The following is a 26274-nucleotide window of genomic DNA, read 5'->3' as shown; positions in this document are numbered from 1 at the left end:
ACTTCTCCGTCCCGGAGAGAGGCTTGTCACTGACCTCTCCGACGCTACGGATCCGGCGCGCCGCCCTGATCGGAGCGGGGGTGGACCCCGGGTGGAACCGGACGCGCGAGGGCCCTCCACCCGTGGGTGGAGGGCCCTCGCGCGCGTACCGGACCGGCGGACGGGATCAGGCGTCGATGCGCGAGCGGTCCAGGGTGGCCGCCGAGTCCACGATGAACTCCTTGCGCGGGGCGACGTCGTTGCCCATCAGCAGGTCGAAGATCCTCTCGGCCTGCTCCAGGTCGCCCAGGTTGATCCGGCGCAGGGTGCGGTGGCGCGGGTCCATGGTGGTCTCGGCCAGCTGGTCGGCGTCCATCTCGCCCAGACCCTTGTAGCGCTGCACCGGCTCCTTCCAGCGCTGGTTCTTGCGCTGGAACTCCAGCAGCGTGGAGCGCAGTTCGGCGTCGGAGTAGGTGTAGTGGTACTTCTCCTGGCCGCGCTTGGGGTTGGTGAGCTCGATCCGGTGCAGCGGCGGCACGGCCGCGAAGACCCGGCCCTGCTCGACCATCGGCCGCATGTAGCGGTGGAAGAGGGTGAGCAGCAGGGTGCGGATGTGCGAGCCGTCGACGTCGGCGTCGGCCATGAAGATGACCCGGCCGTAGCGGGCCTGGTCGATGTCGAAGGTGCGGCCGGAACCGGCCCCTATCACCTGGATGATCGCGGCGCACTCGGCGTTCTTGAGCATGTCGCTCACCGAGGCCTTCTGCACGTTGAGGATCTTGCCGCGGATCGGCAGCAGCGCCTGGAACTCGGAGTTGCGGGCGAGCTTGGCGGTGCCGAGCGCGGAGTCCCCCTCGACGATGAACAGTTCGCTGCGGTCGACGTCGTCGCTGCGGCAGTCGGCCAGCTTGGCGGGCAGCGAGCTGGTCTCCAGCGCGGTCTTGCGGCGCTGGGCCTCCTTGTGCTGCCGGGCGGCGACCCGGGTGCGGGCGGCCGCGACGACCTTGTCCAGCACGGCCCGGGCCTGGAGCTTCTGGTCCTTCTTGGCCGAGGTCAGGAAGGCCTTGAGCTCCTTGGCGACGACGGCCGCGACGATCCGGTTGGCCGCCGAGGTGCCGAGCACCTCCTTGGTCTGGCCCTCGAACTGCGGCTCGGCGAGCCGGACGGTGACCACCGCGGTGAGGCCCTCGGTGACGTCGTCCTTGGTGATGTCGTCCTCGGCGACGCGCAGCAGCTTGCTCGCGCGCAGCGCCTCGTTGACCGTCTTGGCCAGCGAGCGCTCGAAGCCGGTGATGTGGGTGCCGCCCTTGGGGGTGGCGATGATGTTGACGAAGGAGCGCAGGGTGGTGTCGTAGCCGGCCCCCCAGCGCAGCGCGATGTCCACGCCGAGGTGGCGGGTGACCTCGGTGGGGGTCATGTGGCCGAGGTCGTCCAGGACCGGCACGGTCTCCTTGAAGGTGCCCTCGCCGCGCAGCCGCAGCACGTCGCAGACCGGCTTGTCGGGGGCCAGGAACTCGCAGAACTCGGCGATGCCGCCGTCGTAGCGGAAGACCGACTCCTCGACCCGCTCGCTCTCGGTGAGCCGCTCGTCACGCACCACGATGGTGAGGCCGGGCACCAGGAAGGCGGTCTGCCGGGCGCGGCTGTGCAGCGTCTCCAGGGAGAGCTTGGCGTCCTTGAGGAAGATCTGCCGGTCGGCCCAGTAGCGGATCCGGGTGCCGGTGCGGGTCTTCGGCACCTTGCGGGTCCTGGTCAGGCCGTTGCCGGGCTCGAAGGGCGCGTCCGGGCTGGTCTCGGTGAAGAGGCCGGGGGTGCCGCGGCGGAAGCTGATCGCGTGGGTGTGCCCGCCGCGGTCGACCTCGACGTCGAGGCGGGCGGAGAGCGCGTTGACGACCGAGGCGCCGACGCCGTGCAGACCGCCGGAGGCCGCGTAGGAGCCGCCGCCGAACTTGCCGCCGGCGTGCAGCTTGGTCATCACGACCTCGACGCCGGACAGCCCGGTCTTGGGCTCGACGTCGACCGGGATGCCGCGCCCGTTGTCCCGGACCTCGACCGAGGAGTCGGGGTGCAGCACGACGTCGATGCGGTCGCAGTAGCCGCCCAGCGCCTCGTCGACGGAGTTGTCGATGATCTCCCAGAGGCAGTGCATCAGGCCGCGGCTGTCGGTCGAGCCGATGTACATGCCGGGGCGCTTGCGGACGGCCTCCAGGCCCTCCAGGACGAGCAGGTGCCGCGCGGTGTAGTTGGAACCGTCGTCGCCGGCCAGCAGCGCGGACGGCACGGTCGTTTCGGCACTCACGCGGCACTCTCCTCGGTGAAGTTCTGTCTCATCGGTCACATCCGGACGCATCCGGACCAAACGCCAGTGCAGCACGCCGCACCGACATCCGTCGCCCTGCGTGCCCGACCGCCTGCGCCGGGTGCACAGCACGACGGGCCGGTCCCGCGCAGCTTGTACGCGCTGCGCGAACAAGCACCGCACCCGGTTACGGGCCCCGGGGGCGCCATCTCCTCCCGGTACCACCGGTCCTGGCGGATCGTGGGGCCCGGCGCAGGCCCCGGAACTGCCGTTATGCAGGCTACCGGGGCCCGGGACGGGGCTTATGCTCCAACCCGGCAGAGGATTATGCTACGCGGACCTCGCACCCGATCCCGATCGGGCGTTCGAGCGACGGGCGGATCCCGGGATTCGGCACGCATGAACCACCGACGCCCGGGGCACGTCCTCATCAACACAGCAGAATCCTCAGAGAAGAAAAGCCACGAGCGGGAACGTTTTCGGCCTGGTTGGATGTTGACCCTGGTACGACAGCTCGTCGAGCTAGAGAAGAGGCGACGTGACTACTGTTCTGACCCCTGCGAGCCCGCTCACCGCGGCTGACCGCTGCGACCGCTGCGGCGCCCAGGCCTACCTGCGCGTCGTACTCGCCAGCGGCGGAGAGCTGCTCTTCTGCGCCCACCACGGCCGGAAGTTCGAGCCCGAGCTCAAGAAGATCGCCGTGGAGATACAGGACGAGAGCGGCCGTCTCACCACGACCACCGCCACGGCGTCCGACAACGAGCGCTGATCCCGGGCGCCAAAACCAGCAGACGGCGTCGAGCTGTGTCCGGTCGCGCACCGCGCGCGACCGGTGAGCCGGGCGACCGACCCCCTCGGGGGCCGACCGCCCGGCTCTGCTGTACCCCGGAGGCGCCCTCCGGGGCCCGGCGCCGCATCGGCCACGACGGCCGACACGGCGTCAGAATCCGGCGTCAGCACGTGATCGGGCATGCACCCACCGCAACGTGCGCGGCGCCGGGCACGCTGCGTCCGCAGGCACTCACCGGACCGGGCACGCCAGGTCCGCAGGTGCTCACGGCATCGGGCACATCGCGTACGCAGGCGCTCACAGGACCGAGCGCACCGCGTCCGTGACCGAGGACACCCTGGTGTAGACGCCCGGGTGGGCCGCCTCGGCGCAGCCCGTCCCCCAGGAGACCAGGCCCACCAGCCGGCCCTCGACGATCATCGGGCCACCGCTGTCACCCTGGCAGGCGTCCTTGCCGCCCCTCTCCTCGCCCGCGCACACCATGCCGCGGGCGTCGAACTTCCCGTCCTGCCCGCCCGGATACGCCTGCGCACACGCCCCGTCCGGCACGATCGGCACGGACACCCCGCGCAGCGTGGGCGAGTAGTCGCCCCGCCCGGTGGTGTCGCCCCAGCCGTACACCTGCGTCGTGGTCCCGGCCGCGTACGGCTCCGTCTCGCCCTGGCCGACCAGCTGGACCACCGGCAGGGCGCCCTGGGACTCGGCCAGGGTGAGCACCGCGACGTCGTTCATGTTGGCGTCGAAGGAGTAGTCCGGGTGGATCCAGACCGACCGCACCGCCACCTCGCGGCCGGCCGTGCCACGCATGTCGTCCCGGCCGACGATCACCCTGAGGCCCGGCCGCTCCACCCGGCCCTTGCCCTCGTCGTAGAAGCAGTGGGCGGCCGTGACCACCTTGGTCGGGGTGACCAGCGCGCCCCCGCAGAACTGACCGGAACGGCCGCTGCCGAACTGCTGGCGGCTGGACAGCGCCACGATCCACGGGTGGTCCGCGGTGCTCACCGCGCTGCCGCCGACCACCCGGCGCTGCGCCTCGGCCGGCGCCGCGCCGCCGAGCGCGACCAGCGGGACGGGCACCGCGGCCAGCAGCGCCAGCGCGGCGACCCTGCGGCGGCGGCCCGCCCGGCCGGTTGCCGGATCGGCCGCCCCGGCGGGGTCCGCCGGGTGTGCCGGCTCGGCGAGGTCTGCCGGGTCGGCGAGATCTGCCGGGTGTGCCGGCTCGCCGGGGTCTGCCGGGAACGGGATGGGCGTCGGCAGGTCAGTGCGGTCCGGCTCGGTCGGCACCGTGACTCCAGGAGGCTCGGAAGCAGGCAACCGGCACAGCGTAGGTGACCGACTACACCGAGCGACCGCTTCCCGCCGTGCCACCACCCGGACGAGGGACAACCACCACCCGGACGCTGACACGCCCGGGCCCGGACAGCCGCGAAGGCCCGGAGCCGTGCGGCTCCGGGCCTTCGCGTGGAACGACTGCCGTCGATCAGTCCAGGTAGTCGCGCAGCACCTGGGAGCGCGACGGGTGGCGCAGCTTCGACATGGTCTTCGACTCGATCTGGCGGATGCGCTCACGGGTGACCCCGTACACCTTGCCGATCTCGTCCAGCGTCTTCGGCTGGCCGTCGGTCAGGCCGAAGCGCATCGAGACCACGCCTGCCTCGCGCTCGGACAGGGTGTCCAGCACCGAGTGCAGCTGCTCCTGGAGCAGGGTGAACGAGACCGCGTCGGCCGGGACGACCGCCTCGGAGTCCTCGATCAGGTCACCGAACTCGCTGTCGCCGTCCTCGCCCAGCGGGGTGTGCAGCGAGATCGGCTCGCGGCCGTACTTCTGGACCTCGATGACCTTCTCGGGGGTCATGTCGAGTTCCTTGGCCAGCTCCTCCGGGGTGGGCTCGCGGCCCAGGTCCTGGAGCATCTGGCGCTGGACGCGGGCCAGCTTGTTGATGACCTCGACCATGTGCACCGGGATGCGGATGGTGCGGGCCTGGTCGGCCATGGCGCGGGTGATCGCCTGGCGGATCCACCAGGTGGCGTAGGTCGAGAACTTGTAGCCCTTGGTGTAGTCGAACTTCTCGACCGCACGGATCAGACCGAGGTTGCCCTCCTGGATCAGGTCCAGGAAGAGCATGCCGCGACCGGTGTAGCGCTTGGCCAGCGAGACCACCAGACGGAGGTTGGCCTCCAGCAGGTGGTTCTTGGCCCGGCGGCCGTCCTCGGCGATGATCTCCAGCTCGCGCTTGAGCTTCGGGGCGAGCTTGTCGGCGGCCGAGAGCTTGTCCTCGGCGAACAGGCCGGCCTCGATGCGCTTGGCGAGCTCGACCTCCTGCTCGGCGTTGAGCAGCGGGACCTTGCCGATCTGCTTCAGGTAGTCCTTGACCGGGTCGGCGGTGGCGCCGGCGACGGCGACCTGCTGGGCCGGCGCGTCGTCCTCGTCGTCGTCGGAGAGGACGAAGCCCTCCGACTCCTCCTCCGGACCGGTGCCCTCGGCCTCGGCCTTGTCACCGGGCAGCGCGACGTCCTCGAGCAGCTCCTCTTCGCCGAGCAGCTCCTCGTCGCCCTTGGCGGCCTTGCCGGCGGCGGTCTTCTTGGCGGCGGTCTTCTTGGCCGGCGCGGCGGTCTTCTTGGCCGCGGCCTTCTTGGCCGGGGCGGCCTTCTTCGCGGGAACCGCCTTCACCTCGGAGGCGAAGGTGGTCGACCCCTCGGCGGTGATCTCGGCGGAGACGGTGGGAGCCGGGGCCGAGGCGGCGGCAACGGCCGGAGCCGCGACGGGGGCGCCGGGGGCGATCCGCACGGGCGGCTTGGTCGGGGCCGACGAAGCGGCCGGGGTCCGGGTGGTGACAGCCTTGGTGGCGGTGCGCTTGGTGGGGCTCTTGGCAGCAACGCTCTTGCGCTTGGCGCCGGCCGGTTCGGCCGCGCTGACCATGAGGTCCACACCCTCCTCAATCAGCACCTGATTGAGGCTGCGCATGACGTTCTTCCACTTGGTGACCGGGATCTGGTCCGCCTCGAACGCCTGGCGCACGTCGTCACCGGCGATCTGCCCCTGGGCCTTGCCCCGCTCGATGAGCGCCAGCAGAGCCGCGGACTCGGCGATCTCGGGGGGAAGCGAACGGGATGTGCTGGCCGACACGAACAACCTCTCGGACGATGAGTGGACTCGAACCCGTACCGGCCGCCCGAGAGGGCGGGGAAGGAGATCGCGCGCCGGACGCGCGGTGTCGATTCCGACCGACTCGGGCTTGAGGACTGGGTTTGCAGGACGGCAGCAGCGCCGCGGACCAACACAGCATTCTGACATGTTGGAGTATTCCGGAGCTGCTTCCGCTCAGGACACATCGCTGCTACTCGTCAAGTGTTACGCATGGCCTTCGTGTCGCGGGTCACACCATTCGGCGCCCGCGACCCGGGGCCGCTTCCCATCATCGCGCACTCGCCGGACGAACTGTTGTCATGGACAAGCCGGTAGCCGGTGCACCTCTCGCCGGCCGCGCCGTCCGGGCCCACTCTCCGAACCCGCCTCGGGCCGTTCTCCGGGCCCGCTTTGGACCCGCTCTCCGGGCCCGCTACGGACCCGCTCTCAGGCGCTCGCCTCCTCGGGCGACCGCCCTGCTCGGGCCGCACGCCTCGGCCGGCAGCCGGCCCGGTCGGCCGACGGCGTGCGGAAGCCCCCCGGCTGCGCCGCGCGGTGCGGCCGGAGGGCTCGGCGGAGCGGCCGCCGCCGTCCGGCGCCTCCGCTCGTGGAAACAGCCCGTTCAGTGCTCCCTGGGCGCGGGAACGGACGGCTCGATCTCGGGGTGGACGGTGAGCAGCGCCCGCATCGCGACCTCTCCCGCGGTGCCGTCGCCGGCGCCCAGCGCGTCCACCAGCCGTGCGTGCAGGCTGACCGAGGACTCGGAGGGACGCTCGCAGGAGATCGCCGGACCGCCCGAGACCTGCAGCGCGCAGGCGACGATCCCGGACAGGTGCTCCAGCATCCGGTTCCCGGCCACCTGGAGGACCAGGCCGTGCAGCTCGGCGTCGGCCCGGGTGTAGGTGGCGAGATCGGCCTGGGAGGCGGCGTGGCCCATGATCTCGACCAGCTCGACCAGGCGCTGCTGGACGTCCTCCCGGCCGTGACCGGCGGCGAGCCGGGCGGCCAGCGGCTCGATCGCCCAGCGGAGCTCGAACAGCTCCCGGCGCTGCTCGTCCCGCTGGGGACCGAAGGCGCGCCACTCGATGATGTCCGGGTCCAGCAGGTTCCAGTCGCCGACCGGGCGGACCCGGGTGCCGACGTTGGGACGGGCGCTGACCAGGCCCTTGGCCTCCAGGACGCGCAGCGACTCGCGGACGACCGTCCGGGAGACCTCGAACCGCTGGCCGATCTCCTCGGGCACCAGCGGGCGGTCGGCACCGAGGTCGCCGGAGACGATCATCTGGCCGAGCTGCTGGACCAGCTGGCCGTGCAGACCGCGACCGCGGCTGCTGGTGGTCTTGCGGCCGACCCGGCCGATGTCGGACTCGGCGCCCTCCCAGCGGGGCGCCGGCGGGGTCGGCCGGTCGGCGTACGAGAAGCGGTCCAAGTCGCCGGGACCGTGGATGGGCCCGTCGGTGGAACGGGCGGGGGTCATGGTGGGGTGCGCAAGGGTACTCACGCCTCCTTTGTCGGCGATCGGCAGGCGTGGCTTGAGAATTCTCGTGAAAAGCACACGAAAGGGTGATCGGCCGTGACTGGATAATTGACTTCTTATCAGGAAGAACCTCGCATTACGGTCACCGCTGGTCGATCTTGGAATTCCCGGGCGGAACCGTACCCGCGAAGCCGCACGCCAAGCACTGCACGAGCGGCTCGGCGTGCTGCGGTCCCGCACGGCGGCTCCGTAAGACCGGGCCCACTCAAGCGGCCCCGCGCAAACGGACGTGCGGCACATGGGCGTGCGGCAACCGGACGTGCGGCAGACGGACGCGCGGCAGACGGACGCGCGGCAGACGGCTCAGCGCGACGCGGCGCTACAGGGCGCGACGGCGGGCCTGGACCAGCAGGGCGGCGAGCAGCAGGAGCCCCGCCGGGGCCGCGACCGCGGCGAGCAGCGCCGGATCGGTCAACGCCGCGCTCCCGGCCACCGCCTGGTGCGCACCGCCGTACACCCAGCCGTAGGCCCACTCGATCCCGGACTGGAACGGCAGCAGTTCGGCCGCCCGGAGCGGCCACGGCCTGCCGGTGTGGCGCAGCAGCAGGGCGACGCCCGATTCCAGCAGCGGCGGCAGCGCGCACAGCAGCAGCACCCCGGCCGCGGCACTGCGGGCCAGCGAAGCGGTCAGCACCCCGGTCCAGCCCGCCACCACGGTGAGCAGGACGAAGGCCAGCAGCGCCGCGGGCACCCCCTGACCGGCCACCAGCCCGAGCGGCGCGAACACGCCCGGCAGGTCGGACAGCCCGGACACCCCGGCGTCGGTCAGCGTCTCGAAGGTCCGGTCAGACACCACGGACGGGGCCGCCGAGGCCACCACGGTGACGCCGTCCGGCAACGCGAGGTGCACGGCCAGCGCGTCGACCAGCAGGGTCGCCGACGCCAGCAGCGCCGCCACCGGACCGATCACCACCAGCTTGGCCAGCAGCAGCCGCACCCGACGCGCGTACGAGACCTGCGAGGCCGGCAGCCCCGGGTGGCGCACCTCGTACCCGTACGAGAGCGCGCCCAGCACCCCGGCACCGAGGGCGGCGAAGGGCAGCGGGATCAGCGGGACGGCAGCGGTCAGCAGCCGCACCCCGGCCGGCGCCGCCAGCGGGCCGTCCGGGGTCTGGTCCGCCAGGACGGCGGCCACGACGGCGTCGCCGAGCAGGACGGCGGCGAGCAGCAGCCAGGTGGAACGCAGGCCGCGCAGGCGGCGCAGCTCGTAGGCCAGGACACGCACGGTTCACTCGCTCCGGTGGTCGTCGGGGGTGGCGGGGGCCGCGGGGATGGCGGGGGCTGCGGGGATGGCGGGGGCTACGGGGGCTGCGGGGGCAGCGTGGGTGGCTCGGGTAACTCGAGTGGCTGGGGTGACGGGGCTCTGGGCGACGGCCCGGACGGCGGTCGAGCCCGCGGCGGGGCGACGGAGGCGCACGGTGTCGTCGGTGAGCAGGTCGTCGGCGCTGGCCCGGCGGCCAGGGCGCCGGAACCGGGCGGGCACCAGCGGCGGGGCCGGGTCGTCGCGGAAGAGACGGTCGACGGCGACCGTGGGGGCGGGGTCGGCGATGGCGTCGGCCCCCGTCTCCGTGGACGGCTCGGGGCGACGGCCGGACGGCTCTGGGCGGCCCGACGAACCGAGGACGGGAAGCGCGGCGGCCGGGAGGGCGGCCGCGACGGCCACGGCGGGCAGCGCACGGGCGGGCAGGGAGCCGTCCTCCCGGGGGCGGCTCGGGGCGCGGCGCTTCGGGGCGGCGGCGCTCTCGGGGGCGGCTGCGGTGGCCGGTTCAGCCGGGGCCGGGGTCGTCGCCGGCTCGGCCGGAGACGTGGCGGCTTCGCCCGGGGCGGGCTCGGCGGCCGGTTCGGGGAGTCGCCCGGCGGCCGGCTTCGGGCTCGGCTCCCGAACGGGCCGCCGGGTCGACTCCTGGCGCGGATCGGCCTCGGGTTCCGACTGGAGACGGAGCCGACCGGAGCGGCCCGAGCCGGCCGGCAGGACGACCCGCGGCACCGGCTGCTCGACCACCCGGTCGGCCAGTTCGTGCAACAGGATCCCGTGGCGGTAGGCGAGTTCGCCGATCTCGGTGCGGTCGACGCCGGCCACCGAGAGACCGACGCCGCCGTCCCGGCGGACGTCCGCCCCCTGGCTGACCAGCAGATCGGCCAGTCGCGCCATCTGCGGCCCCCGGACGGCCACTTCGGGCCTGAGTCTGGTCCGCCGGAACTCCTCGACCGGCTGATCGGCCACCATCCGGCCGCCGTCCAGGGTGACCACCCGGTCCGCGAGCTGCGAGGCCTCCTGCGGGCTGCGCGTGGTCACCAGGACCGTTCCGCCGGCGGCCCCGAAGGAACGCAGGAAGGAGTGGAACCACTCGACGTTGCGCGGTGACAGGCCCTCGGCGGGCCCGTCCAGCAGCAGCGCGCCGGGGTCGCCGAGCAGAGCGGCGGCCAGGGCCAGGCGGCGGTGCATGCCGGGCGAGAAGGTGCGCAGCCGCTGCCCGGCGACGGCGGCCAGCCTGGTCTGCTCCAGCAGTTCGTCGGCCCGCCGGACCGGGACGCCGACGGCCGCGGCGAGCATCCGCAGGTGGCTGCGCGCCCTTCGGCCCGGATGTCCGGCCACCGCGACCTCCGCGGTGCCGGCCAGCAGCACCCCGACCTCGTGCTCGGGGTGGCGCAGCCGGCGGTAGGGGCGGCCGTCGAAGAGCGCGACGCCCTGGCCCCGTTCGAGTTCGAGCATCAGCCGCAGCGCGGTGGACTTGCCCGCCCCCTCGGCGCCGAGCAGCGCGGTCACCGTGCCGGGCCGGGCGTCGAAGGTCAGATCGAGCACCGCGGGCGGGGCGCCCTTGCGGTAGACCTTGGTCAGTCCGGTGATCTGGATCATCGCTGGCTGCTCCCATGCGCTCGGCCGACCTGCGCGACACGGAGCGCCCCTGAAGGGCGGGCATGCACCCGCGCGGCTCCGCGCCAGCACATTAGGGGGCGACGGCGGCTATTCCGGGCATTGCGGGAACGGCACGGGCCCGCCGGCTGCCCACCTCACCCGATCAGGGGACAATCCGATCCTGCGATTCACGAGTGGCCGGTCCGGGCTGGGGCCCGGGCTGCTCCGAGTGGCGTCGGGTTTTCGGAAGCTTCGGAAGCTTCGGAGGTTTCGGTAGCTTCGGGGCTCGGGTGGCTCCGGCCGGGCGGAGCGCCGTGCCCGGCGACGGGGCGCGGCTGCTAGCGAGGCGGCCAGGGCGGGGGCGCGAGCCGCTCGCCGCCGCACACCGCCTGGAACTCGTCGACGGCGGCCCGGCCCTCGACCGTGATCTCGCCCAGCCGCTCCCGCTCGGCGGCCAGCCGTTCCTCCACGGCGGCGATCGCCGCGGGCGCCGCCTGCTCGGCCCGCAGTGCGGCCAGCTCCTGCTCCGTGGCGGTGGTGGTCTTGTCGAGGCTCCGGTAGTCCGCCGCCAGCGCCTCGATGAGGGTTCGCTGGGTGGCGCAGTCCTCGATGGCCATCGCGGGGCTCCCTAGGCCGGCCGGCCTCCGGCCCGACGGCCGGAGCGTCCACCGACACTCTGCGCCGCCGGCCCCGGGTCCGCAGCCAGACCAGGCCATTCGGTTGCCTCGGTCGTCTCCGACCGTGTCGCGTCGGATCAACGGACACGGCATCGAGGTCCGCACATCGCAGGGCGGAGACGGGGCACCCCAGGCACCGGGCCGAGGCCATCGGCACCCGATGACAACACCGGCCAGGTCCGCTCGCTCCCCGGAGGTACCTCCCGGCCGAAGGCCGGTCGACGGCTGGGGCGCGTCGCGCGTCCGGCGGGAGTCGCCGGACACGCCCTGGTCGGGGGCCGCGCCGCGATGGGGCCGGTCCGGGTGGGCCGGGCGTGGAGCCCGGCGAGGCTCAGGACTCCGGGCGGAGCATGGGCGGGTTGAGGACGGTCGCACCGCCGGCGGTGAACAGCTGGGCCGGACGGCCGCCCTGACGCGTCGTCGTGCCGCCCGAGGGCAGCAGGAAGCCGGGGGTTCCGGTGACCTTGCGGTGGAAGTTCCGCGGGTCCAGCGCCACGCCCCAGACCGCCTCGTAGACCCGGCGCAGCTCGCCGACGGTGAACTCGGTCGGGCAGAAGGCCGTGGCGAGGGAGGAGTACTCGATCTTGGAGCGGGCGCGCTCCACACCGTCGGCGAGGATCAGGCCGTGGTCGAAGGCGAGCGGCACGCCGTCGGCCGGGTTCTCCCCGAGGAGTTCGCCGACCGGGGCCCAGCGGGCACTGCTGGCGTCCCCGCCGGCCCGGGGCGTGGGCAGGTCGGGGGCCAGCACCAGGTAGGCGACGCTGACCACGCGCATCCGGGGGTCGCGCTGCGGATGGCCGTAGGTGGCGAGCTGCTCCAGATGGGCACCGGCCGCACCGGGGCCGACCGCGTCGTGGCCGGGGGCGGTGTGGGCGCGCAGGCCGGTCTCCTCGGCCAGCTCGCGTGAGGCGGCCTCGGCCAGGCCCTCGTCCGGGCGGACGAAGCCGCCGGGCAGCGCCCAGTACCCCTGGAACGGCGGCTCGCCGCGTCTGACCAGCAGAGCGCAGAGCGAGTGGTCGCGCACCGTCAGCACCACCAGGTCAACCGTGACAGCGAACGGGGGGAAGGCCGACGGATCGTAACGCGACATGGCGACGATCATAGTCGTCTCTCTGACGATAAGCACAGGCCCTTGCGGGGACGCGCAGGGCCGAGGCCCCCGCACGGCCCGGCCCGGCACGCGCCCCGTCCGCGCGGGCCCGGGGACAGGCAGGCCGGGGATCGGTGACTCGGCGTGACCGCCGCCGGGGCGCAAGCCCCGGCGACGGCTCAGTGGGCGACGAGTTGCAGGTCCGCGGACGCCTCCTCCACCATCGCCACGCCGATCCGGCTCACCCGGACGGAGAAGGGCTCGCCCGCCACCCGCAGACCGGTCAGTTCCAGCTCGCCGAGTGGTGCGGTGCTGGCCGGCCGGACCAGCACCCGGCCGCCCGGGACGTCGGGCCGGACCCCGGCGAGGGCGAACACCGCGTGCGCGGCAGCGGCCGCGGAGACCGCCGCCGGGCGGCAGGCGGCCGGGTGCGGCACCGGCGGGCAGCCGGGGGTGCGCTGCTCCCCCGCGTACATCTCCGGCAGCCGCCCCTCGAAGTGGGCGCTCGCGGCGAGCAGGCCCTCCAGCAGGGTGCCGGCCTCGTTCTCGTGCCCGGCCTCGGCCAGTCCGGCGATCGCCAGTGCCGTCTCGTGGACCCGCACCGCACCGCCGCGGTGGCCCAGCGGGTTGAAGCGGGGGGACTTGGCGCTCAGGGTGCGCAGGCCCCAGCCGCTGTCCAGCTCCGGGGCGACCAGGCGCTGGGCGAGCAGCCGGGTCTGCTCGCGGTCCAGCAGGCTCTCGTACCGGCCGCCGTCGCCGGCGAGCCCGGTGTCCAGCAGGTGCACCAGGGAGGAGGCGAGGGCGGGCAGCGGCTGGCCGCCCGGGGCCAGCCCGGCCGCGGGACGGCCGCCGGACAGGTCGTCGACCCAGAACCGCTCGCGGAAGCGCCCGCGCAGCGCGGCGGCCCAGCCGCGCCAGTCCTCGGCGCCCGGCCTGCCGAAGGCCTCCAGCAGCTCGGCCCCGTGCAGGGCGGCGCGGTGGGCCTGCGCCTGGACCTCGGCGCGGGCCGCGACCGGGTGGGCGGAGCGTTCCTCCACCGGGCGGCTCAGGTCGGTGACGAAGCCGTCCACCAGGCCCTCGCGCAGGGCGGCCAGGGCCCGCTCGGCGGCCGGGAGCAGCTCCGCGACCTCCGCCGGGGGCAGGCCCCAGCGCCAGGCCTCGGCCAGCACGGTGACGAACAGCAGGGTGGCCTCGGTGGCGGTGCAGGTGGGCGGCAGCTCGGGACCGCCGTGGCGCAGGGCGCCGGGCAGCAGGCCCTCGGTGCGGCCCGGGGCGGGGACGAGCTGCTGACGGCGGGCCAGTGCCCGGAGGGTGCCGGCCGCCAGCCGGGTGCCGAGCGGCAGGGTCAGCCGGGCCGCCCAGAGCGCGTCGGCCGGGGCGAGGCCGAAGCGCCAGGGCGCGCCGGACGCCGGGTAGAGGTCGGTCGGGCGGTCCGGGTCGGCGAACAGCAGCCCGCCGAGGGCGTCCAGCGAGCGGGAGACCAGCAGGGCCGCCCGGGCGTCGTCGCTGCGGACCTCCGGCTCGGACCAGGGCAGCGGGACGCCGGTGCCGCGGCCGCCCGGCGGGCGCGGGCCGCCGACGGCGCTCTCCAGCTCGGTGTGCAGCTCGACCGACCAGCGGGCGCCGGGCTGGACCTCCAGGTCCCAGCGGAGCACGCCGGCGCCGGCCAGGACGGCGTGCGGGGAGGGCTGGGCGCTGACCACGGCGCTGTGCACCGGCCCCGTCCAGCGCAGCCCGGCGGACTGCACCTGGCCCGGCAGGTCGGGTTGGCGGTGCCCGGCGGCGATCTCGGCGACCGGGCCGAGGTCCGTGCCGAGGGCTATCTCCAGCGGCAGCCGGGCGGGCCGCGGACCGGAGTTGCGCACGACCACGGTCTCCACACCGTCCGCGTGCCGCAGCCGCTCGACGGTGAGCGCCGGATCCGGGTCGAGGTCGCCGGGGAGGCGGACGGCGCCGAGGAAGCGGGCCTGGGCGGTGCTGGTCAGGGTGCCCTGGAGCGGCAGCGGCTCCATGCCGCCCAGCCGCAGCTCCATCCTGGCGAGCACCCGGACGCCGTTGCGGTAGAAGCCGTGCAGGCCCTGGCCGCGCAGCTGACCGTCGGGGCCGGAGGCGGCCATCGCCGGGGCGTTGACGCAGATCACCGCGTGGTGGACGGCGGGCGGCTGCGGGCGCGGCGGGGCCGCCGTCCGGCCCGGGCCGGACGGTGCGCCCACGGGCCCGGCCGCCGGGACCTGGTCGGGGCGGCCCACCGGCCTGGGCGGCGCGCCGACCACGCTCTCGGCCGGCATGGCCTGTGGTGGCCTCATGGCGGTCACCGGACTCTCCTCCCCTCGGCGGTCCGGTGGCCGGGTCAGGCCGGCGGGCCGCGAGCCTGCTCGATCGCGTGCTGATGGTGCCGGGCCGACGGGGCCGTCCCGTCGGCGGATGTGCCGTGTCTGGCCGTACCCTGCGGCGGGTCGTGCCATGCGGTGCTCGGTACCGGGTGGGTACCGGCGCGCCGCGCCTTCGTTCCGGGGCCCGTCACCGGGCCCGGCACGCCGTCAGGTCCGACGCCCCGGCCTGCCGGTGACGCCCTTCCCCCGCGGCCCGTTCCCTGCGGCCCGTCCGGCCCCGTGGCGGCGACCGGTCGTGGCGCCACGCGCGGTCACCGACCGCTGACGGTGCCCGGGCGGCCGGGCCGCACCTCCCGGCGATCGGGCCGCCCGGACCGGGCGCAGGCCCCCGGGGTCAACGCCGCGCACCGCCGCCAGGTCACGCCCCAGCGCTGCGCCGCTGGTCGGGGCGGCCCCGTTCGGCGGTCGTACCACTGCGTCGGATCGTCACCAGGGTCTTGCCGCAGGCGCGTCACCGTCCGCGGTCCGGGGCCGGCAGCCGTCTTCCGGGCCGCCGGCGGGACCGGCTCGGGCCGGGCGCCGACCGGGCTCGGCCGTCCGGTCGGACGGGCGGGACGGGCCAACCGGTGCTCGACCGCCGCCAGGATACGGTGCGGGGGTCGCGGCCCCCGCACCCGGTGACCCCGTGATCCGCGACGCCACCGCTGTGACCAGCAGAGACCGAGGAGTTGCATGTCCACCATCAGCCGGCTGCCCGGGATTGTCACGACCGACCACCTGCTCCAGCTGCCGCTCGACCACGCCGCCCCGCAGGGCGAGCAGATCGAGGTGTACGCCCGCGAGGTGGTGGCCGCAGGCCGCGAGCGGGACGACCTGCCCTGGCTGGTCTTCCTCCAGGGCGGGCCCGGCGGCAAGGCCGCCCGCCCGCTCGGCCGCGACTCCTGGCTGGAGCGCGCCCTGGACGACTACCGGGTGCTGCTGCTCGACCAGCGCGGTACCGGGCGGTCCACCCCCGCGACCCGGCAGACCCTCGCCCGGCGCGGCGGCCCGCAGGAGCAGGCGGACTACCTGGCCCACTTCCGCGCGGACTCGATCGTCCGGGACGCCGAGCTGATCCGCGAGCGGCTGCTCGGCGCCGACCGGCGCTGGAGCGTGCTCGGCCAGAGCTTCGGCGGCTTCTGCACCCTCACCTACCTCTCCATCGCCCCCGAGGGCCTGACCGAGGCCTTCATCACCGGTGGCCTCGCCGGGCTGGGCAGCTCGGCCGACGACGTCTACCGCGCCGCCTACTCGCGGGTGGCCGGCAAGAACGAGGACCACTACGCCCGGTTCCCGCAGGACGTCCAGGCGGTGCGCCGGATCGCGGCCCACCTCGCCGACTCCCCCGCCACCCTGCCGGACGGCGGACTGCTCACCGTCGAGGCCTTCCAGGCGCTCGGCCTGCTGCTCGGCGGCGGCAGCGGCTCCGGCACGCTCCATTACCTGCTGGAGGAGGCCTGGGTGGAGGGCCCGGCCGGGCCCGAGCTCTCCGACACCTTCCTGGCCGGCGCCCAGGCCCAGCTCTCCTTCGCGGGCGGTCCGCTGTACGCGGTGCTGCACGAGTCGATCTACGGCCAGCGGTCGGTGGACCAGGGCGGCACCGCCTGGGCGGCCGAGCGGGTCCGCAAGGAGTTCCCGCAGTTCGACGCCCGGGCCTCGCTGGAGTCCGACGCGCCGGTGCTGTTCACCGGGGAGATGATCTACCCCTGGATGTTCGACACCGACCCGGCACTGCGTCCGCTGAAGGAGACCGCGGACCTGCTCGCCGCCCGGACGGACTGGCCCGACCTGTACGACCGGGCGCGGCTGGCCGCCAACACCGTGCCGGTCGTGGCGGCCGTGTACCACGACGACATGTACGTGGACACCGCCGACTCGCTGGAGACCGCTCGCGCGGTGCGCGGGCTGCGGACCTGGATCACCAACGAGTGGGAGCACGACGGCCTTCGGGTGGGCGGCGGCAAGGTGCTGGACCGCCTGATCAGGATGGCGCACGGCGAGGCGTAGCGGTCCTCGGGGCGCCCCCACGCGGAGGGGCTCAGTGCGCACGGTGGCCTCCTCTCCCCGCCCGCCGGACGCCCCGGCAGCGGTGGAGGCCGATCCGGGCTGCGGCGGGCGCGCACACGGTGGCCCGGCCGAGCCGCAGACCCCGGGCGGACCGCTCTCCGGCCGCCCGGGTGTGCCCGGGCGGCGTGACCCGTCCGGGCGCCGGCAGCAGGGCGACCGCCCCGGCGGCGCCACCGGCCGGCGCCGGGCCCTCGGGGCCTTCCGGGCCGTCGGGCGCACCCGGGCCCGGATCGGCCGGAGCCGATGCCGTGGACGAGCCCTTCCGGCGACCGCCCCGCCGGTGCCGTCGGGCACCGGCCGCCCGCCCGGACCGTTCGCCGGCTGCCGCGCCCGTCTCCGGGGCGGCGGGCCCGGGGCGGGCTTCGGCACCGATCGGCGCCCCTCCGGCCGGCGGGGACACCCCGGCGCCCGGGGCTCCGCCGGCCGGAGGCCGCGGCTCCCCGGCCGGGGCCGCCCCGGCCCCGGGCTCCTCTCGCCGCCGCCGCTGGGCCTCGACGGCGGCCAACAGGCCCTCGGGCGTCATGCCGTCGTTGAGCGACTCGTAGAGCAGGTCTGCCAGCAGGTAGCCCGGGGCGAGCCGCAGGACGTGGCCGAGCACGACCCGAGCCGTCGCCGTGTCCCCGGCGACCCAGGACGTCCAGGCCAACAGGGTGAGCGGGGCCACCGCGCAGCCCTCGTACGGCGGCACCGCCCGCCGGGCGAGGAAGCGCCAGAGCCGCTCGGCCGGGGCCAGCTCGGCGGGCCGGGCGTACTCGACGCCGCGGTCCCGCACCAGGCGGTCCCGCAGGGCGAGCAGCAGCTGGGCCGTCCGGTCCGCGTCGAGTTCCCTGGCGCCGGCCCGGAACTCGGCGACGGCCTGGTCGAGCAGGGCGATGCGCTGCTCCCTGGCGAGGGCGTCCACGGCCTCGGCCCGGGCGAGCGCCTCGCGCTGGGCGGCGGCCTCCGGCGGACCGATCGGTTCCAGCCCGCCGATGATCGCCTTCCGGCTGCCGCGCGGCACCAGGCCGGCGACCGTCGCGGCGGCCGCCGCCGGACCGGGTTCGGGGCCGCGCCGCACCGGATTGCCCGCCGCGTCGCAGCACCCGTCACCACGGCAGAGGAAGGACCACCAGCGGCCGTCCGAGACGCACAGCGACTCCTTGACGGCCACGCCCCGGCGCCCGAAGGCCGCCCGGAGGGCCTCCGCCAGCGGCCGCAGCCCGTCCACCACCGGCGGGGCGTGGGCCGTGCCGGGATCCTGGCAGAGGTAGAGGAGCACCTGGAGCGGCCGGGCACCGTGCCGCTCGGAGAGGGCGACCAGCAGGGCGGCCGTCTCCTCCGCCGCGGCCGGCCACTGCCCGGGCGACCGCGGCAGGTCCGCCCGGATCACCCCGCCCTGGTGGAGGCCGGGGCCGTGGAGCCCGACCGCGACGATGCTGTCGTCGGGGTAGAAGCCCAGGAAGTACGGAAGCAGTTCGGCCATGTCGGCCGGACCGCGCATGACGACCGACCGGTGGTCGGAGGCCGGACCGAGGGACAGAATGACGTGTTCGTTGTTCATCGCGTTCATGGCCGCAAGACTGGACGCAATCCGCGGACGACGTCGGAACCGAATTTTTTTCTGTGGATAACCCCGCCCCCGAATTTCCCTTCGCTCATTCGGAGCAGGCGACACGCCCTCCCACGGGTTGATTTTGACTGCCGTTCAGCGGACCAGTGGATGAAATACACCCCGCCGTCGCCCGCTTCCCCTCCCCCGCATTCGTCGCTTGTCGGCGGTACGGGGTTACATGGACGCCATGCAGCAGCCCGACATCCACACCACCGCCACCGCCGACCGCGCCGAGGTCCGGGCGCGGGCCGAGGCCGTCCTGCGCGAGCTCGCCGGCCCCGGAGCCACCCTGCGCGAGGACCAGTGGACGGCCATCGAGGCCCTCGTGGTCGACCGCCGCCGTGCCCTGGTCGTCCAGCGCACCGGCTGGGGGAAGTCCGCGGTCTACTTCATCGCCACCGCCCTGCTCCGGGCACGCGGCTCCGGGCCGACGGTGATCGTCTCGCCGCTGCTCGCCCTGATGCGCAACCAGGTCGAGTCGGCCGGCCGCGCCGGCATCCACGCCCGCACCATCAACTCGGCCAACACCGACGAATGGGCGTCGATCCAGGAGGAGGTCGCCGAGGGGAAGGTCGACATCCTCCTGGTCAGTCCCGAGCGGCTGAACAACCCGGACTTCCGCGACCAGGTGCTGCCCGAGCTCGCCGCCTCCACCGGCCTGCTGGTGGTCGACGAGGCCCACTGCATCTCGGACTGGGGGCACGACTTCCGCCCCGACTACCGCCGGCTGCGCACCATGCTCGCGGACCTGCCGGCCGGCGTCCCGGTGCTGGCCACCACCGCCACCGCCAACGCCCGGGTCACCGCGGACGTCGCCGAGCAGCTCGGCACCGGCGCCACCGACGAGCACGCCCTGGTGCTGCGCGGGCCGCTCGACCGGGAGAGCCTCACCCTGGGCGTGCTCTCCCTGCCCGACCCGGCCCACCGCCTCGCCTGGCTGGCCGACCACCTGGAGCGGCTCCCCGGCTCGGGCATCGTCTACACCCTGACGGTGGCCGCCGCCGAGGAGGTGACGGCCTTCCTGCGCGAGCGCGGCTTCCCGGTGGCCTCCTACTCCGGCCGCACCGAGGACGCCGAGCGCCGCACCGCCGAGGCCGACCTGCTGGCCAACCGGGTCAAGGCGCTGGTCGCCACCTCCGCGCTCGGCATGGGCTTCGACAAGCCCGACCTCGGCTTCGTGGTGCACCTCGGCTCGCCCAGCTCGCCGATCGCCTACTACCAGCAGGTCGGCCGCGCCGGGCGCGGGGTGGACCGGGCCGAGGTGCTGCTGCTGCCCGGGCGCGAGGACGAGGCGATCTGGCGCTACTTCGCCTCGCTGGCCTTCCCGCCGGAGGAACAGGTGCGCCGCACCATCGACGCCCTGGCCGAGGCCGGCCGGCCGCTCTCCACCGCCGCCCTGGAGCCCCGGGTGGACCTGCGCCGGGCCCGGCTGGAGACCATGCTCAAGGTGCTCGACGTGGACGGCGCCGTCCGCCGGGTCAAGGGCGGCTGGACGGCCACCGGCCAGAGCTGGACGTACGACAGCGCCCGCTACGCCAAGGTCGCCGCCTCCCGGGAGGCGGAGCAGCGGGCGATGCGCGACTATGCGGCGGGCACCGGCTGCCGGATGGAGTTCCTGCGCCGCCAGCTGGACGACGAGCAGGCCGTCCCGTGCGGGCGGTGCGACAACTGCGCGGGGCCGCTGCACACCCCGGACGTCTCTGCCGAGACGCTGGCGGCCGCCCGGGCCGCGCTCGGCCGCCCCGGCGTCAGCTTCGAGCCGCGCCGGCTGTGGCCGACCGGGATGGACTCGCTGGGGGTGCCGCTCAAGGGCCGGATCCCGGCGGGCGAGCAGGCGGAGACCGGCCGGGCGCTGGGTCGGCTGTCCGACATCGGCTGGGGCACCCGGCTGCGCACCCTGCTCGCCGACCAGGCGCCGGACGTGCCGGTGCCCGGCGAGGCGGTGGACGCGCTGGTGGCGGTGCTCGCCGACTGGGCCCGGGGGCCGGGCGGCTGGGCCGGGCCCGCGACGACGGAGGGCGCCCGGCTGGAGCGTCCGGTCGGCGTGGTGACGATGGCCTCCTCGACCAGGCCGCGGCTGGTCGGCAGCCTGGGCACCCGGATCGCCGAGATCGGGCGGCTTCCGCTGCTCGGCCGGATCGACTACGCCGGCGGGCTGCCCCCGCACGGCGCCCGCAGCAACAGCGCCCAGCGGCTGCACTCGCTGGCCGGCGCGCTGGTCCTGCCCCCGGAGGTGGAGCAGGCGGTGGCGGCCGCCGGTGGGCCGGTACTGCTGGTGGACGACCTCGTCGACTCGGGGTGGACGGTCACCGTGGCCGCCCGGCTGCTGCGCCGGGCGGGGGCGAGCGCGGTGCTGCCGCTGGTGCTGGCCGTGCAGGGGTGACGGGGCGGCGGAGAGCCGTCAAAACAGCCCACCGACTCACCCGAATGGCCTAACGGAAAGGACCGGCCGAAGCGATTTCGATCACACCGGTGGAACAGCCCGAGAAAGGAGTGGTCACCATGCCGGTGACGGTTCACCCTGCCCTCCGGGCGTTGTGGATCAAGGTCCGGAGACTCCTGCTCGGCGCTCGGTCCGCGGTGGAACATATCCGGCAGACCATGGGCTATCGGGTGGCGTTCATCATTTCATCGTTGCCGCTCTGCCCCCGATGCCCCGAGAATTGGGAGGTACCCGAAACCCGGTCCGCTGGACCCACCCTTCGGCGTACCCAGGCACCCGCCTGCCCACGGGCCAGGAAGGAGGATCGTGATCAACGGTATCGACCGAGGTCAGAATCCCTTCTCCAGGACTCCGGAACCCAGACGGGTACTGGACCTGGAGACCTGGACCGCCTCGGGGATCCCGTTGCTGCGCGACCCCCGCGAGTTCGTCCTGGAACTGCACCAGCGCCACCTGCCCCAGCCGGGCACCGTCGTGGTCGCCGTCGTGGACGCGCTCCACCGCCTCGTCGCCTCGGCCTCGTTCACCCCCTGGCCGCACGACACCGACGGCTGGCAGCACCGCAACGCGCTGCTGACGCACCTGCGCCGGATCATTCCGCACGACCTGCGGCTGTCCGAGCCGACCCGCACGGCCGTGCTGCTGCGCTGCCGCGACGGCGCCCCCGGCTGGACGGAACAGGACGGCGCCTGGATGTGGGCACTGCGAGACGCGTCCGTGCTCCACGGACTGCGCTGCGGCGCGTACATCGGGCTCACCCCAGCGGGTTGGCAGGTCCTCGGGGACGGACGGGGCGGACGCAAACCGCACGCGGGCTCGTGGGCCGACGGACCGGTGCACACCGTGACGGAACTGCCGCCGCGCTCGGTGCTGGACGCCCCGCGCGGCCACCGCACCCGCCGGCAGACCGCCGAGCCGGCCACGCGCGGTGAGGACGCGGCACGCTCCCCGAAGTCCGAGGCCCCCTGGGCCCCGGCGCGGGTCGCAGCGGCCGAAGCGACCCGCCGCACCGGCACGCGCTGAGTCCGCACGCCCTGAGTCCGCAAGGGCCACCGGTCCCACCGGCCGTCGACACCGGTCCCCGAGGGACGTGGGACGGACCTCGGGCCCGGCACCGTACGGCGGCACCGGGCCCGAAGTGGACGACTGTGGTCAGGCCTTGACCGGTCGGCGCGGCGCGGCTCCGGCCGTGCCGGCGGCAGCCGGGCCGGCGTCGCCGCAGACCACCAGCAGCGCGGTCGCATGGCCGAGCGCCTTGGTGTACGCCTCGGCGGCCCGGGCGGACGGTCCGCCGTTGACCACCAGGACGACCACCTCGCGGCGGACCGGACGGGTCAGCGCGGCGTCCGCGTAGAACACGTCCCCGCCCTCGGCGAGCTGCGCCCAGTAGCGCTCCTCGCCGAAGGAGAGCTCGTGCTGCTGCCACGGGTGGGCCTCGCCGACCGTCAGCACCAGGATGCCGCCGGGATCGCGGCCGGACTCCAGCAGCTGGTCGACCGCCTCGTCGGCGCGCTCCACCGCCTGCGCCGGGGCGGCGGCGATCAGCTGGACCTCCACCTGCGGTGCGGCGGAGGCCGGGGGGCGCGGTGCCGGCCCGGGCTTGGGGATCAGTCCCGGCGGGCCCGGACGGGCGGCACGCGGCGGGGCCGGGCGCGGGGGCGCCGGGCGGGGGCCGGGTACCGGGGCCGGGGCGGCGACGGTGGTGGGTGCGGTGGCGGGGGCTTGTGCGTCCGACTCGCGGGGGAAGGGAACGCCGGGGCCCGGGAGGCTCTCGTGAATCTCCGGCTCCTCGGGGAAGACAGGCATACCCGGATATCTATCAAATGCCGGTCGGGCGCGCACGGGCGGCCCACCCATTGGGCAGCGGTCTCCTGCCGCCCCCTCCCCGGGCAATTCCAGACGGAACGTCAGAAACCGAGCGTCAACTGTTCGTCGGCGGACCCACGGCCGTCGCCCGCGCCCTCCCGGACACGCTTGAGATGACGCCACTTCGGCAGTGCGTCCAAGTACGCCCAGGAGAGCCGGTGGTGCCCGGTGGGGCCGAACTCCTCCAGTGCGGCACGGTGCACCGGGGACGGGTAGCCGGCATTGTCGGCGAAGCCGTACTCCGGACACTCCTCGCCGAGTTCGGCCATCAGGCCGTCGCGATGGACCTTGGCGAGCACCGAGGCGGCGGACACGCAGATGCAGGACTGGTCGCCCTTGATCACCGTGCGCACCCGCCAGGGCCCACCGAGGTAGTCGTGCTTGCCGTCCAGGATCACCGCGTCGGGTTCGACCGGCAGCGCCTCCAGCGCGCGGACGGCGGCCAGCCGCAGCGCCGCCGTCATACCGAGCTCGTCGCACTCCTGCGGGGAGGCCTGCCCGAGCGCGTACGCGGTGACCCAGTCGGCGAGGACGGGGGCGAGCGCGCGGCGGCGCAGCTCGGTGAGCAGCTTGGAGTCGGTCAGCCCCTCCGGCGCCTTGCGCAGACCGGTGACGGCCGCGCCCACGGTGACCGGCCCGGCCCAGGCGCCGCGCCCGACCTCGTCGAGACCGACGACGATCTTGGCGCCGGCCCGGCGGAGCGAGCGTTCGACGGAGTGCGTCGGGGGGACGATGGGCATGGCGTTTTCCGTTCAGCGGGGGCAGCCTCCAGCCTAAGCCCGGCCCACGACCGCCGAGTCCGCCTCCCCGGCGGGAAGGGGCCGCCGCCGGCCGGGCCACCCCGACCGCCCAGACCACCCGGACCGTCCGGACCCGAGGCTCCCCGCGCCCGGCACCGGCCGCGCGGGCCGGATGTCGGCTGCCCCGGGCCGGATCTCGGCCGCCTCAGGCCCGGATCATCGGTTCCAGCACCTCGTCCACCAGTCGGCCGGCGAAGCCCGGCCCCAGGCTCTCCAGCCCGCGGATCTTGACCTGGTAGAGCAGCACCGCCGGAATGACGTCCGCCACCAGGGGAGTGGCGGCGCCGGGCCGGACGTCGCCGCGCTCGGCACCGCGGCGCAGGATCTCCAGGATGGTCCGCGCGGTCGGCTCGATGACCCGGTCGGTGACGAAGGCCTTGAAGACCTCGGCCCGCTCGTGGTCGATCTCGCCCATCAGCGCATTGAGCGCTGAACCCACCCGGGAGGTCATCGCCTGCGTGAACCCCTCGACGAGCCGGTGGAGTTCGTCCCGCGCGGACCCGAGGTCGGGGGTGTCGTGAGGGCGTGGGAGAGTGGCGTCCAGGGCGTCGATGACGAGTTCGTCCTTGGACGCCCAGCGCCGGTAGAGCGCGGCCTTCCCGGTCCGCGCCGCACTGGCGACCCCTTCCATGGTCAGCCGCGCGTATCCGCCGGAGGTGAGCTGGTCGAGCGCGGCCTCGAAGATCGCGTTCTCCAGCTCCTTCCCCCGGCGCCGCGCCGGCCGCCTCAGCGCCTGATGGGCGGCTCGCACCGGACAGAAGGCCGGTTCCACGTCCGACCCGCCCAACCTGCCTGACCCGCCCGACCTGCCGCCCGGCTCGGCGCCGGCCCCGGCACCCGCCTCCGCGGGTCGACCGGACGCCTCCCCCGACGCCGGACCCGCCGACCCTCCCGGAGAAGCTCCCGGAGAAGCTCCCGGCGAACCTCCCGGCGACCGACCGGACCGGTCCGCCACCAGGCGCCGCACCAACCGCTCCATCGCCACCCTCCTTAAGGAACGCTTGCGTTCACAAACACGGCCAGGCTATCGTCCCGATTAGTGAACGATCCCGTTCCCTCCCGGTCTGCGCAAGAGCGCACGGCCGCACCCGGACCGGCGACTCCGCCGACAGCCGCACCACCGAGCACATAGCCAGCAGGGGGCACATTCATGGCTATATCCGACACGCTCAGCAAGAACGCACCACCACGGACGAGTCAGGGGCGGGGCAAGGGCATCACCCTGACCGTCATCGCGGCCACCCAGCTGATGGTGGTCCTCGACGCGACCATCGTGAACATCGCGCTGCCGCACATCAAGGACGCCCTGGGCTTCTCCACCACCGACCTGTCGTGGGTCATCAACGCCTACACCCTGACCTTCGGCGGACTGCTGCTGCTCGGCGGTCGCGCGGGTGACATCCTCGGCCGCCGCCGGGTGTTCATCTTCGGCACCCTGCTGTTCGGCCTGGCCTCGCTGCTCGGCGGTTTCGCGCAGGACAGCACTCTGCTGCTGGCGGCCCGCGCGCTCCAGGGCATCGGCGGCGCGATCTGTTCCCCGACCGCCTTCGCCCTGATCGCCACCAACTTCGACGAGGGGCCGGAACGCAACCGCGCCTTCGGCGTGTTCTCGGCGGTGGCCGGTTCGGGCGCCGCGATCGGCCTGCTGGCCGGCGGTCTGCTCACCGAGTACCTGAACTGGCGCTGGGTGTTCTTCGTCAACGTGCCGATCGCGATCCTGATCGCGATCGCCGCGCCGCGCCACATCGCCGAGTCCGAGCGCCACCCGGGCCGCTTCGACCTGCCCGGCGCACTCACCTCGACGCTCGGCCTGGTCGGCCTGGTCTACGGATTCATCCGGGCCGCCTCGGACGGCTGGTCGGACGGCATCACGCTCGGCTCCTTCGCGGCCGGCGCGATCCTGCTCGCCGCCTTCCTCGTGGTCGAGAACCGCACCGACCAGCCGATCACCCCGATGCACCTGTTCGCCGACCGCAACCGCACCGGCGGCCTGGTGATGATGCTCTGCCTGGCCGCGGCCATGTTCGGCATCTTCTTCTACGTCGTGCTGTTCGTGCAGGGTCCGCTCGGCTACAGCCCGCTGAAGGCCGGCGTCTCCTTCCTCCCGATCAGCGTCGCGATCATCATCGCCGCGCAGATCGCCTCCAACCTCCAGGCCAAGTACGGCCCGAAGCCCTTCATGGCGGGCGGAGCGCTGCTGGTCACCGTCGGCCTCACCTGGCTGACCCAGATGAGCAAGGACAGCGGCTACGTGGACGGGGTGCTCGGCCCCACGGTGGTGTTCGGCTTCGGCATGGGTCTGATCTTCGTCCCGGTGATGCTGATCTCCGTCGCCGGTGTCCCGGGCGAGGAGACCGGAGCCGCCTCCGGCCTCCTCAACTCGATGCAGCAGATCGGCGGTTCGCTCGGCCTGTCGATCCTGACCACGGTCTTCGCGCACTACGCCACGGCCGAGGCCACCGCGCAGCTGCCGAAGTTCATGGAGAGTGCGAAGCCGGAGCAGCTGGCCTACCTCCAGCAGCACCACGAGTTCCCGCAGGGCACGGACGCCGCCAACACCGTGCTGACCGCGGGCATTTCGCACGGCTTCATCGTGGGTGCCGCGCTCGCGGCGGTCGCCCTGCTCGTCGCGGTCTTCGTGATCAAGGCCAAGGCCAGCGACCTGCCGAGCGGCTCCTCCGCCGTCGCGATGCACTGACACTGCCCGACAACGGACAACGGACGACATCGCCGCGGCGCGCTGACGCCGCCACGACGAACGGCACCGCCACGGCACGGC

18 protein-coding genes are annotated in these 26274 nt (G+C 74.4%); 5 read left to right on the top strand and 13 right to left on the bottom strand.

Annotated features, from left to right (window positions below; all coding sequences use genetic code 11):
• Window positions 1–166 precede the first annotated feature (166 nt).
• Window positions 167–2278, bottom strand: coding sequence for a type IIA DNA topoisomerase subunit B (locus ACFWP2_RS22415; protein ID WP_380454052.1), 2112 nt, complete (start codon window positions 2276–2278; stop codon window positions 167–169).
• A 538-nt stretch (window positions 2279–2816) separates the two neighbouring features.
• On the opposite strand from ACFWP2_RS22415, the gene ACFWP2_RS22410 reads away from it, so the two are divergent.
• On the top strand, window positions 2817–3047 hold the full coding sequence (locus ACFWP2_RS22410; RefSeq protein WP_360356432.1) for a hypothetical protein: 231 nt from the start codon (window positions 2817–2819) through the stop codon (window positions 3045–3047).
• A 318-nt stretch (window positions 3048–3365) separates the two neighbouring features.
• On the opposite strand, the gene ACFWP2_RS22405 is transcribed toward ACFWP2_RS22410, so the two are convergent.
• From ACFWP2_RS22405 to ACFWP2_RS22370, 8 genes are all read right to left on the bottom strand, one after another.
• Window positions 3366–4352, bottom strand: a complete 987-nt coding sequence (locus ACFWP2_RS22405) for a S1 family peptidase (RefSeq protein ID WP_380454049.1) — start codon at window positions 4350–4352, stop codon at window positions 3366–3368.
• A gap of 196 nt (window positions 4353–4548) precedes the next feature.
• Window positions 4549–6201, bottom strand: coding sequence for an RNA polymerase sigma factor (locus ACFWP2_RS22400; RefSeq protein WP_380454047.1), 1653 nt, complete (start codon window positions 6199–6201; stop codon window positions 4549–4551).
• 616 nt (window positions 6202–6817) lie between these two features.
• Window positions 6818–7750, bottom strand: a complete 933-nt coding sequence (locus tag ACFWP2_RS22395; RefSeq protein ID WP_380454045.1) for a FadR/GntR family transcriptional regulator — start codon at window positions 7748–7750, stop codon at window positions 6818–6820.
• A 301-nt stretch (window positions 7751–8051) separates the two neighbouring features.
• Complete coding sequence (locus tag ACFWP2_RS22390) at window positions 8052–8957, bottom strand: hypothetical protein (protein ID WP_380454043.1); 906 nt, start codon at window positions 8955–8957, stop codon at window positions 8052–8054.
• A 3-nt stretch (window positions 8958–8960) separates the two neighbouring features.
• Window positions 8961–10589, bottom strand: a complete 1629-nt coding sequence (locus ACFWP2_RS22385) for an ATP-binding cassette domain-containing protein (protein ID WP_380454041.1) — start codon at window positions 10587–10589, stop codon at window positions 8961–8963.
• Between the two features lie 338 nt (window positions 10590–10927).
• Window positions 10928–11206: a hypothetical protein gene (locus ACFWP2_RS22380; protein ID WP_380454039.1), complete on the bottom strand. Its 279-nt coding sequence runs from the start codon at window positions 11204–11206 to the stop codon at window positions 10928–10930.
• Between the two features lie 391 nt (window positions 11207–11597).
• Window positions 11598–12356: an NUDIX domain-containing protein gene (locus ACFWP2_RS22375; RefSeq protein WP_224283951.1), complete on the bottom strand. Its 759-nt coding sequence runs from the start codon at window positions 12354–12356 to the stop codon at window positions 11598–11600.
• A 179-nt stretch (window positions 12357–12535) separates the two neighbouring features.
• On the bottom strand, window positions 12536–14662 hold the full coding sequence (locus tag ACFWP2_RS22370) for a glycogen debranching N-terminal domain-containing protein (RefSeq protein WP_380454128.1): 2127 nt from the start codon (window positions 14660–14662) through the stop codon (window positions 12536–12538).
• A gap of 759 nt (window positions 14663–15421) precedes the next feature.
• On the opposite strand from ACFWP2_RS22370, the gene ACFWP2_RS22365 reads away from it, so the two are divergent.
• On the top strand, window positions 15422–16735 hold the full coding sequence (locus tag ACFWP2_RS22365; protein ID WP_380454036.1) for an alpha/beta fold hydrolase: 1314 nt from the start codon (window positions 15422–15424) through the stop codon (window positions 16733–16735).
• A gap of 31 nt (window positions 16736–16766) precedes the next feature.
• On the opposite strand, the gene ACFWP2_RS22360 is transcribed toward ACFWP2_RS22365, so the two are convergent.
• Entirely contained in the window at window positions 16767–18344 is a 1578-nt protein-coding gene (locus ACFWP2_RS22360) for a DUF4192 family protein (RefSeq protein ID WP_380454034.1), read from the bottom strand.
• Window positions 18345–18573: 229 nt separating this feature from the next.
• Between ACFWP2_RS22360 and ACFWP2_RS22355 the strand changes: the two genes are divergently transcribed.
• Window positions 18574–20769 carry a RecQ family ATP-dependent DNA helicase gene (locus ACFWP2_RS22355; RefSeq protein ID WP_380454032.1) on the top strand — a complete coding sequence of 732 codons (2196 nt, stop codon included), beginning with the start codon at window positions 18574–18576 and terminating at the stop codon, window positions 20767–20769.
• Between the two features lie 366 nt (window positions 20770–21135).
• On the top strand, window positions 21136–21852 hold the full coding sequence (locus ACFWP2_RS22350) for a hypothetical protein (protein ID WP_380454030.1): 717 nt from the start codon (window positions 21136–21138) through the stop codon (window positions 21850–21852).
• Between the two features lie 129 nt (window positions 21853–21981).
• Here ACFWP2_RS22350 and ACFWP2_RS22345 read toward each other — a convergent pair whose 3' ends face one another.
• The 3 genes from ACFWP2_RS22345 to ACFWP2_RS22335 all read right to left on the bottom strand — a co-directional run bounded on the left by ACFWP2_RS22345 (window position 21982) and on the right by ACFWP2_RS22335 (window position 24246).
• Window positions 21982–22635, bottom strand: coding sequence for a hypothetical protein (locus ACFWP2_RS22345; RefSeq protein WP_380454028.1), 654 nt, complete (start codon window positions 22633–22635; stop codon window positions 21982–21984).
• Between the two features lie 101 nt (window positions 22636–22736).
• Window positions 22737–23435 (bottom strand): ribonuclease HII, encoded by a 699-nt coding sequence (locus tag ACFWP2_RS22340; RefSeq protein WP_360353727.1) that lies wholly within the window; start codon window positions 23433–23435, stop codon window positions 22737–22739.
• Between the two features lie 205 nt (window positions 23436–23640).
• On the bottom strand, window positions 23641–24246 hold the full coding sequence (locus tag ACFWP2_RS22335; RefSeq protein ID WP_380454025.1) for a TetR/AcrR family transcriptional regulator: 606 nt from the start codon (window positions 24244–24246) through the stop codon (window positions 23641–23643).
• A gap of 399 nt (window positions 24247–24645) precedes the next feature.
• On the opposite strand from ACFWP2_RS22335, the gene ACFWP2_RS22330 reads away from it, so the two are divergent.
• Window positions 24646–26193: an MFS transporter gene (locus tag ACFWP2_RS22330; protein ID WP_380454022.1), complete on the top strand. Its 1548-nt coding sequence runs from the start codon at window positions 24646–24648 to the stop codon at window positions 26191–26193.
• Window positions 26194–26274: the final 81 nt, after the last annotated feature.

This window comes from Kitasatospora sp. NPDC058444 (assembly GCF_042721415.1).
In the GTDB taxonomy this organism is placed as follows: Bacteria; Actinomycetota; Actinomycetes; order Streptomycetales; family Streptomycetaceae; genus Kitasatospora.
The sequence above is the reverse complement of the archived record's forward strand: the minus strand, read 5'-3'. Positions and strand labels throughout refer to the sequence as shown.

Bases quoted from the DNA above. Each gene is read 5' to 3' on its own strand.
- ACFWP2_RS22330 (WP_380454022.1), top strand. From the start codon at position 24,646: ATGGCTATATCCGACACGCTCAGCAAGAACGCACCACCACGGACGAGT.
- ACFWP2_RS22340 (WP_360353727.1), bottom strand. From the start codon at position 23,435: ATGCCCATCGTCCCCCCGACGCACTCCGTCGAACGCTCGCTCCGCCGG.
- ACFWP2_RS22355 (WP_380454032.1), top strand. From the start codon at position 18,574: ATGCAGCAGCCCGACATCCACACCACCGCCACCGCCGACCGCGCCGAG.
- ACFWP2_RS22345 (WP_380454028.1), bottom strand. From the start codon at position 22,635: ATGCCTGTCTTCCCCGAGGAGCCGGAGATTCACGAGAGCCTCCCGGGC.
- ACFWP2_RS22375 (WP_224283951.1), bottom strand. From the start codon at position 12,356: ATGTCGCGTTACGATCCGTCGGCCTTCCCCCCGTTCGCTGTCACGGTT.
- ACFWP2_RS22365 (WP_380454036.1), top strand. From the start codon at position 15,422: ATGTCCACCATCAGCCGGCTGCCCGGGATTGTCACGACCGACCACCTG.
- ACFWP2_RS22360 (WP_380454034.1), bottom strand. From the start codon at position 18,344: ATGAACGCGATGAACAACGAACACGTCATTCTGTCCCTCGGTCCGGCC.
- ACFWP2_RS22370 (WP_380454128.1), bottom strand. From the start codon at position 14,662: ATGAGGCCACCACAGGCCATGCCGGCCGAGAGCGTGGTCGGCGCGCCG.
- ACFWP2_RS22385 (WP_380454041.1), bottom strand. From the start codon at position 10,589: ATGATCCAGATCACCGGACTGACCAAGGTCTACCGCAAGGGCGCCCCG.
- ACFWP2_RS22380 (WP_380454039.1), bottom strand. From the start codon at position 11,206: ATGGCCATCGAGGACTGCGCCACCCAGCGAACCCTCATCGAGGCGCTG.